Raw genomic sequence first — 13,620 nt, 5'->3', positions numbered from 1 at the left:
CATAAGTTCTTATTATTGTGTTTTCTATTTATATAACGCTTCAAAAACTTTAAGAAGTTTTTCATCTCTTTGTTGTACAACTTCTAAATCGTTTCCATCTTGATAATCATAAAAACCTTTTTTAGCTTTTACACCGTATTCTTCTTTATCAAAATGTTCTTTTAAGCTTCTTGGTATTTTATGACTATCACATAAATCTTGCATCAAATAATCACTAATATGATAAAAAGTATCTAATCCTCCAAGATCTGCAACTTCCAAAGGACCTAAACAAGCATATCTGAAGCCAAGACCATATTTCATCACATCATCTATACCTTCTTTAGATATAACACCTTGTTCTACTAGGAATAATGCTTCTCTTAAAACAGCAAACTGTATACGATTAGCAGCAAAACCTAAAACATCTTTTTGAACAATAACTGGTTTTTTATGAATATCTAAACTTAATTGATAGATTGTTTGTGCGATATCGTCTCTCGTATTATCTCCCTTTATGATTTCAATTAATAAAATCAAATGACAAGGATTAAACCAATGCATCCCAATAAATCTTTCTGGTTTATTCACTGAACTAGCAAGTTCATTAATAGAAATACCTGATGTATTTGTAGCAAGTATACAATTCTCAGAGACAATTTGAGATATGTCTTTATAAAATGATTTTTTTATATCTACATTTTCTATAATGTTTTCAACAACCAAATCACAATCTTTAAAACAATCTTTACTTGTGGTATATGATAAATAACTCATTATCTCTTGACCTTGTTGACTTGTGATTTCTTTTTCATCTATTAATATATCTATATTTTCACTGATACGTTTTTTAGCATTTTCTATAGCTTTATCACTAAAATCATAAATCATGACTTGATAATGAAATTGAGCAAAGATTTGTGCCATAGAATATCCCATAGTTCCTGCACCAGCAATAACTATCTTATTTATATTCATACTTAAATCTCCATTTCTAATAATGCACTGCCTAAAGTTTTTCCATGCATATCAATAGCAAGAGATCTTGTGACTCCGCCACCCAATGCATCTTCCATAACAAAATTCAAAGCTGCAATACTGTCAATTTCATATCTAGTGATTGTTCCATGAACAATGTCTTTAAAGTATTCTTTTAATTTTGTTGATGTGACATTTTTTTTAATATATTCATAATCTTTTTCATCATAAGCAATAACAGATATAACAGATATATTCCCTTTATCTCCTGTTCTTGAATGTGCAATTTCTTTTAGTTTCATGTTTACACCTCCAAATATCCTACTGTAATATGAAAATCTTCTACTGGCACTAAAATAGAAGCAATGCTGATAATATCTTTAATATTCTTAACTGCTCCTCCTCCACCAGATGGTCCATTAGTATATAATGCTTCGACTTCATTTCCTACCAATTCTGCTTGTTTGATATCTTTGACTCTTGCAGCAACTCTTAATCTGACTTCTGTTGGTGTATACTCATTAATACAGCTAGAAATACTATCTTTATATAGAGAATTCATTCCTATAAAATCAAATCTCACTTCTTCATATTTTAATCCAATCATTTCAAAACGATGTTCTAAAACTTCTTTAGCTAATTTTGCTTTAGCAAGTGCATTTAATCCACCATAACTGATTTGGCCTTCTCCAATATAGCAATCATGATATCCGACACTTGTTTTATAATATCCATTTGCTTTATGTCCAGTTGCATGACTAATTTGAACAACATCTTTTTCTAATTGATGTACCTGTACTTTAGAAAAATCCGCAATAACATCTGGAGTAAAATATTCCTTAGGATTTTGAATTTCATATAAAGTTTGTTCTTTTACAGTTTCAGTAGTAACGATTCCCCCTGTATTTGGTAATTTTGTTACAATAGCATCGCCACTTTCTTCAACTTCAATAATTGGGAAACCAAGATTCCAAAGTTCTGGAACATCTTTATATCCAGGATCAGCAAAATATCCACCTGTTACTTGTCCTGCGCACTCTAATAAATGTCCAATCCAAGTTCCTTTGCCAAGTTTTTCATAATCATCCATTGCCCAATTAAATTCATAGACAAGTGGTCCTAATGCAAGTGAAGGATCAGCCACTCGACCTGTAATGATGATATCTGCACCATTATTCAATGCTTCAACAATTCCTTGAATACCAATATAACCATTAGCTGACAATATCTCTCCATCAATATCATTTAAAGTTTTTCCTGTTTCGATAACTTGATAATCAAAATATTTATTGAGTTTATCACCAATATCATCACCTTCAACATAAGCAATTTTAAGATGGCTCAAACCTTTTTCTTGAGCCATGGTTTGACATTTATATGCAGCTGCTTTTGGATTAGCTGCTCCCATATTTGTCACAACCTTAACTGAATGTTGTTTTAAAGCATCTAAGATTTTACCAAAACGATACTCAAACAAATCATTATATCCTAACTGAGAATCTTTTTGTTTTGCTTTTTGTGCTAAAGAAATTGTTCTTTCAGCTAAACATTCAAAAATAATATAATCAAGATTTCCTCTTTCTATTAAATCAATAGCTGGTTCAATTCTATCTCCAGCATATCCTGCTCCTGATCCAATTCTTATTTTTTTCATTTTTACACCTCAATTTTGTATATAGTTTGTTATTGTTATATCTTTATCTTTTATATATTTTTTTATTCCTGGACTACATAATATAGATAATTCTTTAACTCTATCTAATGAATATGAACTTTTTTGATAAAGCTCTAAATCACAATTTCCTGGATGAGTCATGATTTCAATATCTTGATTTTGATATTTTTCAAGTATTTGAATCAAACCTTCAATTGAAACATTATCATTTATAAATTCATTTATAAAAAGATAATCACTATATCTTCTTACTGGTAGTTGATATTCTTTAGCGAGTCTATTTGTCGCAATATAGTTTTCTTTAAAATCATGCATACCATGATGACTATCTAAATGACTAGGTAGATGTCCAAAAATCTCTATATATCTTTCTATTTGAGCTTTAAACTCTTGATACACTTCTTCAATATCAAAAACATGATGAATTAATTGTGCAGGTTTATAAAAATTACCATCTTCATCTGTTAATGTTTTATTTTGTGTTAATGATTTACCTAAAGTTAATGTAAGATGTACCCCTACAGCAAGATCCGGTAAGTCTTTGATTAAATCTTTTCCGTATTCAACATATTCCATATTACATAAAGCTGTAGTTGATCTGACAATTCCTTTTTTATATCCTTCAACGATTCCTTCAGTTACTGCCTTTGTATAACCAAAATCATCAGCATTAATAATAACTTTCATGATAAACAAAGAGAGTGCAGATTATTCTGCACTCATTTCTCCAGCACTTTCTGATGCTAATAATTGTTTATCATATGCTTTAATAAATGGTAGTGCAATAACAATATCTAATGCTAATAAAGCTAACCAAACAAGAATTGATTTTGCATCCATTGATGCCAACCATGCTTGTAATGGTCCTGGCACTGTAAAAGGCAATTGAACAAAGAATCTTCCTAAGAACCCACTATCCATTAATAAATAAACAATCGTAAAGTTAAGATTATTACAAATTAAGAAAGTTATTAATGTAAATGGATTTAAAACTGTTGGTAAACCGAATATTAATGGTTCATTAATATTAAAGAATGATGGTACAGACGCAATTTTTGCAATTGATTTAGCCTGTGAAGACTTACAGAATAATAAGATAACAATAACAACTGCAAAATATGAAATCCATCCACCATAAACACCATTAACTGCTCCCGCAAAAATACTTGGTAATTCTTCACCTGCTGCATATGCTTCAGCATTTAAAGTTAATCCTAAAGTTGTTAGTGGTGTAACAACTACACCAACCATATTACCCCCATGGATTCCAAAGAACCAGAAAATTGTCATTAATACATTGATTAATAAAATTGAAGGTAAAGATCCTGTTGCTGAAATCAATGGTTGGAACATTGTATATACTAGCCCTGGAATATTTGTGTCTAAACTTGAAACACATATATTATCTAAAAACATAAATAATAATAAATTCACAATACCTGGAATTAATACGTTAAATGGTGCTGCAACATTTGGTGGTACAGAATCAGGTAACTTAATAACCCATTTTTTAGCAATAAATAAATGTGTAATTTCAATAACTGCTAATGCAATAATAATAGCTGTAAACATCCCTGCAGCTCCTAAGTTTGTTAATGGGATAGCTGTTACTGAAGCTTCACCACTTACATATGCTTGTGGAACACCTGAAATACATAAGAATACAAGTAATGTTGAAATCAAGTTTGAAATTGGATCCATTTTATATGTTTTACATAGTTGATATGCGACACCCAATACAACATAAACTGATATACAACCAATTGTTAAGTTATAAGGTGTCATAAGTAAAGCTGAATTAGCTGCTGCCCAATCACGCCATGCACATAAAAATTGAAATAAGAAATTTGTTGGTTCCATGCTTGCACTTACTGGTGGTGCTGCTAATAATACTGCAAATCCTCCAATAATTGTTACTGGAACTAAGACTGTTAAACCATCACGTACTGCTGCAAGATGTCTTTGTTGTGAAATCTTTGTTGCAACAGGAACGACATACTTTTCTAATACTGCTTGAAATTTAGCCATAAATCCTTTTGAATTCGTATCCATAATTTTTCTCCTCTCGCTTCGAATGTCTTTTTTTGTTAACCGGTTTCATTTAGCAAATATAGCGTATCATAAAATGAATGGTTATGCAAGAGAAAAAAGTATTTTTTGAATAATCGTTCATTTTTTTGAGAATATGTGTTATATTATGTGTGGAGGTCGATGACAATGAAAATAGGATACAATAAAAAAGATATTACACCTACTCATAGTGTAACAATAGCTGGATATAGTCGCAAAAAAAAATCAGAAGGAGTCTTAGATCCCATTGAAATAAATACAACGGTTTTATCTTTTGATAATCAAATCATGATTATGTCAATATTAGATTCTTTAATTATTGAAAATAGTGTGATTATCCCAGTAAAAAATGCTATTTCAAAGAAATATAATATACCCTTAAATAATATAATAATTGGCTGTATACATACACATTCAGCACCTGCTTATTTTCAATCTTTTTTTGAAAAAACAAATGTTGAAAAAGAGTTACATGATCAACTTATCCCACAATTCATTTCTAGTATTGAAGAAGCTTTACATACTCTAACAGATGCAACTTTAAAGATTAAAAAAACATATATTCAAGGTCTTTATGGTAATCGAAATACAATGAATGGCTATTCAGATAAGAGTATCTATGTTATGGATTTTATTAATTCTAAAACTAATATAAATATTTTTTCATTAATTTCTCTAGCTTGTCATCCTACAATATTAAATGGCAGTGATTTCTTATTATCAGCAGATTTACTAGGACAAATTAGAAAAAAATATCAAGAACTTTATGAATATCCTTGTATGATTATTAATGGATGCTGTGGTGATGTTTCAACACGTTTTTATAGAGAATTAAGTAGTATTGATGAACTTTATAGAGTATCAAATGATATTATAAAACAAATGATGCATAATGAAATACTTGAGGTTGAAATCAATCATTTTGATTCTTCGATTTTTCAAGCAGATTATACATATCATGGAGATGATGATTTTTTAAGAAATATTATTCCATCTTTAAAACAAACAATTCATGAAAATAAAGATGCTCAATCTGTAAAAATAGCCAGTTCTTTACTACACAATCTAGAATATAAAATTCAAAAAAGTCCTATGACATTAACTTTAACAAGTCATATTATTCATCTTGGTTCACTTATTTTTATATCTTTACCTGGCGATATAACAGCAATCTTAGGTAAGAGAATACGTGAAGCTTTTCCAAATCATCTTGTTATTATTTTGGGTTATTGTGAAAATTATTCTAATTATTTTGTATGTAAAGAAGATTATGGTCAATATTTCGAAACATATATTTCTCGTTTAGAAAAAGGAAATGCTGATCTTTTTATTCAAGGGGTTATTAATGAAACAAAGAAATTAATTTAAAAAACTCTATTTCTCTTTCATGAAAGAGTTTTTTTCTTTATAATAATGATTAATGGAGTGTGATAAAAATGAATCCTTTCGATAAAATGAAGTTAAAAAAAGAAACATTTACAAAAAAAGAATTGGTTATATACAATTTACTTTATAATAATCCTGATCTTATTTTAAGAAGGTCAGCCACTGATTTATCTACTAATCATCATGTATCTCAATCTACAATTACACGTTTTTGTCAAAAACTAGGTTATGATGGTTTTAATGAATTTAAGTTTGATGTTTTTAGAAATGAAAAACAAGTTATTGATAAACAAGAAAACAATGTTTCTTCTATTGATATGTATATTAAAATTTTTCAAATCATCAAACACTCTCTTGATTATTCTCAACTTGCTAAATTAGCTCATGATATCATTAATGCTCAATCTATTATTATTATTGGGTATCATAAAAGTGCTTTACCTTCAAAGATGCTACAATTTAACTTATTTAAAATTCATAAAAAAGCAATGTATATAAGTCAAGATGAAATTCATGAACTTCCTAATATTATCCAAGAAAATGATATTCTTATCGCATTTTCAAATGATGGTAATGGTTTAGAAGCAATCAAAAATGAAATTAAATCTGAAAAACAAGAGAAACAATTCAATTTATCAATTATTACAATGAATGATAAATTATCTTTAAAGAAATTATCTGATAATTACGTATGGCTTCCTTCATCAACTAACCAAGGTTTTGGAGTTTATTTAGAAAATCAAATTATTTTCTTCTTATATGTTGATTTATTAACATCTGAGATAACTGAACATATTTAAAAAGATGACAATGCGTCATCTTTTATTATTCTAATGCAACAACACTAAAACGTTGTTGTTATTCTATTAGTGATACTGTCGTTGTTAATGTTTCACTTTTAATAATTGAGTTATATTCTCCAAAATTGATTTCAATTGTTAAATCATAATAATTATAATCATCTAATCCTTTCAAAGCTTTAGATGATTGTTCATATGAAATAATATTATAACTCTTAACTTCTTGAGTATTTTCTTTATTATTTATATATGTATTAACTTCTTTGTAATAATCATTTTTTGCATATGTTTCAAAATCATCTTTTTTATCACTATAGAAATAATTAACACCACCAATTTGATCTAGTGACTTATTTGTTAAAGTATAATAATCACAAACAAAATAAGTTCCAACTAATTCTCCTATATTTTCTCTGTCATTTGAGTTAATAGCAGTTGTTAATTGATTGTAAATATTACTCATTAGTTTTGTTTCATTTTCACTTGCTTCATAAACAATCTTTGGTGGAGTTTGTTTAATATTTGAAGTACGATTATTATCAATAATAAAGATTAATGAAAAAACAATCGCAAATATTAAAACAATAATAGCTAAGTATTGTTTTTTTACTTTTTTAATCACTCTACGATATGGTTTACTATCTTTAATAGATGGCAAATATTCACTTTTAATAAAAATATTTGCGATTGTTAATAAAGGTTTATATTTACGACCTATCATACTTGTTGCTTCAACAAATATTTCAAATAATACCATCAAAGTTATAAATAGAATAGATGCTGCTATACGATCATATAAGTATAAATAAGAACAAAGTAAAAATAAGAAAGTCACGAAGTATAAGATGAGAACACTTTTTGTTTGTCCCAATTCTAATGAAAACATTAATTTATGATGTAAATGTCCTCGATCTGCTTCACTAAAACTCTTATGATGAACTTTACGACGTACAATTGCAATAATTGTATCCATAATAGGAACCATTAACACAATAATTGGTGCTCCTAGTGTAAAAAATGAAGAACTCTTATAACCAAATCCAAGTAAAGAAATAACAGCTATCATATATCCAATAAACAAAGCTCCACAATCACCTAAAAATACCGATGCAGGATGGAAATTATAAACTAAGAAACCACCAATAGCTCCTGCTAATAATAATGATAACGATGAAATATCTGTTCTTCCATATGTTAAAGATGTTAATGAGATTGTTACTAACACAATGATAGAAATACCACCACATAATCCATCTAATCCATCAATTAAATTAACTGCATTGGTAATACCAACAATCCAAGCAATTGTTATGATAATTGCAATAATATAAGATACTGTATCAGGTAAAAATGGTAACGTAAATCCTTTTAAAGAAATCCCACCATAAAAAATAACTACTAAAGCTGCAATAATTTGTCCAAGCATTTTTAGTTTTGGTGATATATCATGAATATCATCATAGAATCCTGTTAAAAAGATAATAAATCCACCTATTAATATAGAATTAATTTTAATATCTGTTTTTAAGAAAATCATTGCACCTATAAGAAAACTGACATAAATTGCATAACCACCAGTTCTTGCAATAACTCCTTTATGAATTGTTTGTTTATTTGTATGAGCTATAATTCCAAGATTTTTAGTAACTTTACTGACTATTGGAACAAGAATAAGACTTAATATAAATGTGACAATAAACGACAAACATATAACTAAACTTATATCAATGCTCCTTCCTTTAGTGTATTATATTACAAATACAAAGAAATTTATAGAAAACCTTTTTTTACTTAATTATTTCTAGTATTACTGTTATAATATGAATGTGAATAGGGAGGAAAACGAATATGCACAAATTTGGAATTTCAGTATACCCTGATAAATCACCAATGGAAGAGGTATACACATACATGGAAAAAGCTGCTAAGTTAGGATACAGCAGAATTTTCACATGTTTCTTATCTATTCCTGAAGATAAGAGAGAAGAATACTTAGTTGAATTTAAAGGTTTTATGACTAAAGCTCATGAATTAGGTTTTGAAGTTGCCGCTGATACTAATCCTGAAGTATTCAAGATTATTGGTGCTACACCTGATAACTTAAAACCTTTTGCTGATTTGGGACTGGATATTATTAGAATGGATGGTAACTTTGGTACTCAAGGTGATATCCAATTAACTCGTAACCCATATGGTATTAAAATTGAATTTAATGCAAGTATGGATATGGGTGTTGAATTATTAATTAATAGAGGTGGAAACAAGGATCAAATGGTTATGTGCCATAATTTCTTCCCAGAACGTTATACTGGTTTAGATTTTGATTTATTTATGGAGTATAACCGTTATTGGAAAGAATTAAACTTACATACTGCTGCCTTTGTTTCTAGTAATAATGAAAATACTATTGGGCCATGGCAAGTATTCTGTGGTTTACCAACTGTAGAAATCATGAGAGGTTTACCAATTGATTTACAAGCTCGTTATTTATTAGCAACTGGTGATGTTGATGACATCTTAATTGGTAACTACCCTGCTAGTGATGAAGAACTTGAAGCTTTAGCAAATGTTAACTTACAAGCTATTGAACTTAAAGTTGATGAAGCTGAAGGAATCAGTGATAATGAAAAAATGATTATGTATGATTATGCACCTCATTGGGATCGTTATGATCATTCTACATTTATGTTACGTTCTTCTATGCCACGTGTTTGGTTCAAAGCTCAAAAGAGTGTACAAGATGCTTCTATTGCTCCTGGTATGAAAAAAGATATTACATCTCAATCTATTCCTTATAGAGATCCAGGTAAAAAATTCTTTACTCGTGGAGATGTATTAGTTGTTAATGATAATTTAGCTCACTATCGTGGAGAATTAGAAATTGTTTTAACTGAAATTCCTAATGATGGTGAACGTAACTTAGTTGCAACTATCAAACCAGAAGAATTAATGTTATTAGATTTTGTAGCTCCAGGACACCATTTTAAATTATTAAAATAATTGACATAAGGTATAATCTTTTTTCTAAGGATTATACCTTTTTCTATATATTTTATCTTAAATCATGTACAATAAAATAAAGAGGAGGTGTTTTCCCATTATGAAAAAATCTAAGATTTATATTATTGCATGTTTAATCATTTTATCTGGTATTATTATTTACTTTATATCATATCAAAGCAAAACTTCCGATCAAGAATGTGGTACACCTATTCCATCATGTTATGTACTAAAACATGTTATATAATTTTCTTTATTTGCCTTATCATAATTATATCTTTTTCTTCAAGATTTTTCAATTGATTTACTTTCTCTAAAAAATCTACTATAATATTTGCCAATGTTACGGAATATGAGTTATATATACTAGCTTGATTATCAATTTTATCCACGATTTCTCCTTCTTTACTAGGAAACATATGCGAATATCTGTTAAGTGTCTGATTTCTATCTTTATGTCCCAGACGAGAACAGATAACACATATATCTGCCCCCAACGAAACAAGCAATGAAACGTTGCTATGTCTGAAATCATGTATCCTTATTTTCTTAACACCAGATTTATCACAGTACTTATTCTTCCTGTTTTCTATTGTAGAGTCCGCCAATGGTTTTTTTATTCCGAACAAATACTCTTTTTCATCAAAATCAAAATGTCTTTTCCGTTCTGAATAATACGTTAATAGCACATCTCTTAATTCAGAGTTTAACATTATAGTCCTGCTATGACCATTTTTAGGCCTATTAATTATATAATTTCCATTTTTATCTTTTCTTCGTTCTAAACTTCTGGAAATAGTAATCAAATTATTTTTAAAATCTATTTGTTTCCATGTCATTGCCCTTGCCTCACCTTTCCGAGCACCTGTATAGTACAAAAACATAAAAAACCTATAATAAAGTGGATCATCAATTGATTTAGCAAATTTTTTAAATTCTTCAAACTCCCAAAAATCCATCTCTTCATACGGTGAATTATCCCTCAACCTAGGAACATGAGTAACAGGATTATTATCGCAGCCATGATAATCACATAAATAAGAAAATATATTATGCAGCACTGGTCGAATTTTATTTATGTATTTAATAGACACACCTTTTTCAAACAAATCTTTTTGCCAATTTATGATATCTTCTTTGGTTATTGAAAATATGTCACAATCAGCAAAATAGGGCAATATGTAATTATTTATCCTTTCCTCATAGCTAATCATAGTATTATGTCTAACATACATCCTTTTAAAAGATAAATACTCATTAATAATTTCGTTAAATTTTATTTTATTCATTACTTTACCTCCTGCAAAAAAAGTACTCATTTCCAGAGTACATTCAATTAATTTTTTCATCATTATTTTCATATACAACTTCCATGAAATCCTCAATCCTACACCCTAACGCTTTACAGATAAGATCTATATGTTCCAAATTTACTCTCTTTGCAAACTCCCAATACATTTCATTTATTGTAGCCGGTCGTATTCCTGTTCTACGAGCAAGTTCTGCCTGACTCATTTTTCTCTCACCCAGCAGTTTTGATAAATAGATTTTAATCACCCATATGCACCCTGGAATAATTCTATCATTATTTTATACCAGGATAGAAAAACGAAAAAAAATTACGTATTACGTAATTTTTATTGACATTTATAATTTCTTATGATTAATTCTTTATATTTACCATTTTTGTTAGAAAGATTATTATTTCTTTCTATTTCTTCGATATATAAACCTTTATATAATTTCTTAATGTATGAATCATTATTATACGATAAAATAAACCTCCCTCTAATTTCCTTTAATATTTTTGCAAGCTTTTCATGATCTTCTACAGTAAATTGTAAATCATAATGCCGTTCTGCTTTGTAATATGGCGGATCAAGATAAAATAGTGTATCAGCACTGTCATAGCTTTTTATAATTTTTTCATAACTCTTATTTTCTATAATAACTGCAGACAATCTTTTTTGTATTTCTAATAGAATCTCTTTAGTATTATTTATCCCTGTTTTTGCACCATATCTTCTACGACCCGCACCATATGATACTTTCACCAGATATAAATACATTGCAGCTTTTTGAATATCTGTACCGATATTGTTATCTATCATCGTTTTATAATCTGTGAATATCTCCCTGGATGATAAGATCCAGTCAAGTTCTTTTTGTACCGCATCAGCATGAAACTTAATACACCTGTATAAATTTATTAAATTACTGTCTATATCATTGAACACTTCAAGTTGTTTTTTACTTTGGTCTTTATCAAAAAGCACCCATCCTGCTCCGCCAAATACCTCAACATATTTTGCAAAACCATCATTTGGAAAACGTTTTATAATTTCTTTACGTAACAATTTTTTTCCACCTATCCATGGAATAAACGAATTCAAACAAACCACCTCCACCGAACACATAAATTATACATTTAAAATATAATTTAATGTAAAATTGTTTTTTTATAACCATATACGTAACAAAAATCAAATATATTATGGCATCAACTTAATTCCATACAACGTTCTCACCCCTTAACATTTATTATTTTCAGTTAAAATAAAAAGAGACATTCTCATTCCCTGTCTCTTTACATAATTTTAACTATACTAATTTTAACATATCCTTCATTTCAAAAAGGCACAATTTTTTTTCGAAAAAGTGAGTATTTTTTGAATATTATTCACCCCATACTACTGCAGCAGCGGAAATATATTAATATGTTTAAAATAAACCTTGGTGCGCTATTTTTAATCATTAATAATACTATCATAAATTATTAGTAGCAAATCATCCTACTATTTCAAAAGTATTTATAGAAATACCAAACTTTTTTCATGATCATGCGATAAATTATTCTCTTTATAATCAGACTAATAAATGTCTTTTTTGACTGCTCTCCAATTTGCTTTATACATATTGAGTTGAACTATATAAAAAGCATAGCATGTCTGTTTTTATAATTAAAAGGTGCAATTTTTTTACTATATTTATCACAAAAAGAGGCAAACTGCCTCTTTTTTATCATTTTATCTTTTTCACTTTCATTTTCTAATATTTTGATATAAACATTACTTTTACTAACCAAAATATTGTTGATTTTCACCTATTTCCCTAGCTTTTTTATTACAACATTATATTCAGAAATTACTGTCTTTTAAAAAATAATACTATTATAAATTATCAAAATGGCAAATCATCCTCTGATATTTCAAAAGTATTTAAAGAATTATCAAATTCTTTTTCAAGGTCACGCAATAAACTATTTTCATTATAATCAGTTTGATAAATATCTTTTTTTGACTGTTCTTCATTTACTGCTCTAGTTTCCATAAATTGAACTACGTCGCAAATAACTTCTACAATGTATTTCTTTTGACCTTGAGAATTTTCGTAACTGCGTGTCTGTATTCTTCCTTCAACACCAACTAAACTTCCCTTAGAACAATATCTTTCAACATTTTCAGCAGACTTACGCCATACAACACAATTAATAAAATCTGCCTGTTGTTGACCATCTCTGCTTGTAAAATTACGATTTACCGCTAAAGTAAAAGAAGTAACCGCATCACCTTGAAGTGTTCTTCTAAGTTCAGGATCCCTCATCATTCGTCCTACCAGGACTGCTCTATTAACCATCTTATCCCTTTCTTATTCTGCACTATTCCATCATTTACATGCATGACTTATTGCATCATATAAAGCATCTATTTCTTTAGGAGTTAAAACAAATAT

13 protein-coding genes are annotated in these 13,620 nt (G+C 28.5%); 3 read left to right on the top strand and 10 right to left on the bottom strand.

Going from position 1 to position 13,620, the window contains the following annotated elements:
* Positions 1–24: 24 nt before the first annotated feature.
* Genes KSU54_RS13680 through KSU54_RS13660 form a run of 5 tightly spaced genes read right to left on the bottom strand, consistent with a single transcriptional unit; the run spans position 25 to position 4,684 of the window.
* Positions 25–957, bottom strand: coding sequence for a 3-hydroxyacyl-CoA dehydrogenase family protein (locus KSU54_RS13680; protein WP_054322529.1), 933 nt, complete (start codon positions 955–957; stop codon positions 25–27).
* Between the two features lie 2 nt (positions 958–959).
* Positions 960–1,259: an AtuA-related protein gene (locus KSU54_RS13675; RefSeq protein ID WP_117792068.1), complete on the bottom strand. Its 300-nt coding sequence runs from the start codon at positions 1,257–1,259 to the stop codon at positions 960–962.
* Between the two features lie 2 nt (positions 1,260–1,261).
* Positions 1,262–2,611: an acyclic terpene utilization AtuA family protein gene (locus KSU54_RS13670; protein ID WP_117792066.1), complete on the bottom strand. Its 1,350-nt coding sequence runs from the start codon at positions 2,609–2,611 to the stop codon at positions 1,262–1,264.
* A 9-nt stretch (positions 2,612–2,620) separates the two neighbouring features.
* A complete protein-coding gene (locus KSU54_RS13665; protein ID WP_054322538.1) occupies positions 2,621–3,319 on the bottom strand; it encodes a carbohydrate deacetylase in 699 nt (232 codons plus the stop codon).
* A 21-nt stretch (positions 3,320–3,340) separates the two neighbouring features.
* Positions 3,341–4,684, bottom strand: coding sequence for a PTS sugar transporter subunit IIC (locus KSU54_RS13660; RefSeq protein WP_117792064.1), 1,344 nt, complete (start codon positions 4,682–4,684; stop codon positions 3,341–3,343).
* 165 nt (positions 4,685–4,849) lie between these two features.
* On the opposite strand from KSU54_RS13660, the gene KSU54_RS13655 reads away from it, so the two are divergent.
* A complete protein-coding gene (locus KSU54_RS13655) occupies positions 4,850–6,070 on the top strand; it encodes a neutral/alkaline non-lysosomal ceramidase N-terminal domain-containing protein (RefSeq protein ID WP_117792062.1) in 1,221 nt (406 codons plus the stop codon).
* 68 nt (positions 6,071–6,138) lie between these two features.
* A complete protein-coding gene (locus tag KSU54_RS13650; protein ID WP_117792060.1) occupies positions 6,139–6,888 on the top strand; it encodes a MurR/RpiR family transcriptional regulator in 750 nt (249 codons plus the stop codon).
* A gap of 58 nt (positions 6,889–6,946) precedes the next feature.
* Here KSU54_RS13650 and KSU54_RS13645 read toward each other — a convergent pair whose 3' ends face one another.
* Positions 6,947–8,593, bottom strand: a complete 1,647-nt coding sequence (locus tag KSU54_RS13645) for an MraY family glycosyltransferase (protein WP_226814534.1) — start codon at positions 8,591–8,593, stop codon at positions 6,947–6,949.
* A 143-nt stretch (positions 8,594–8,736) separates the two neighbouring features.
* Between KSU54_RS13645 and KSU54_RS13640 the strand changes: the two genes are divergently transcribed.
* The gene (locus tag KSU54_RS13640) at positions 8,737–9,888 is read left to right on the top strand and encodes a DUF871 domain-containing protein (protein ID WP_054322534.1); all 1,152 of its coding nucleotides are present in this window, start codon (positions 8,737–8,739) and stop codon (positions 9,886–9,888) included.
* 239 nt (positions 9,889–10,127) lie between these two features.
* On the opposite strand, the gene KSU54_RS13635 is transcribed toward KSU54_RS13640, so the two are convergent.
* From KSU54_RS13635 to ssb, 4 genes are all read right to left on the bottom strand, one after another.
* Positions 10,128–11,177, bottom strand: coding sequence for a tyrosine-type recombinase/integrase (locus KSU54_RS13635; RefSeq protein ID WP_117792088.1), 1,050 nt, complete (start codon positions 11,175–11,177; stop codon positions 10,128–10,130).
* 43 nt (positions 11,178–11,220) lie between these two features.
* Complete coding sequence (locus KSU54_RS13630) at positions 11,221–11,403, bottom strand: helix-turn-helix domain-containing protein (protein WP_233523610.1); 183 nt, start codon at positions 11,401–11,403, stop codon at positions 11,221–11,223.
* A gap of 122 nt (positions 11,404–11,525) precedes the next feature.
* Positions 11,526–12,290: a DNA adenine methylase gene (locus KSU54_RS13625; protein ID WP_226814533.1), complete on the bottom strand. Its 765-nt coding sequence runs from the start codon at positions 12,288–12,290 to the stop codon at positions 11,526–11,528.
* A 778-nt stretch (positions 12,291–13,068) separates the two neighbouring features.
* Positions 13,069–13,524 (bottom strand): single-stranded DNA-binding protein, encoded by a 456-nt coding sequence (ssb, locus tag KSU54_RS13620; RefSeq protein WP_117792056.1) that lies wholly within the window; start codon positions 13,522–13,524, stop codon positions 13,069–13,071.
* Positions 13,525–13,620 lie beyond the last annotated feature (96 nt).

Origin of the sequence: Erysipelatoclostridium sp. MSK.23.31 (assembly GCF_019125875.1) — a bacterium.
Lineage (GTDB): Bacteria > Bacillota_I > Bacilli_A > Erysipelotrichales > Coprobacillaceae > Thomasclavelia > Thomasclavelia ramosa.
This window is presented reverse-complemented; position numbering and strand designations above follow the sequence as displayed.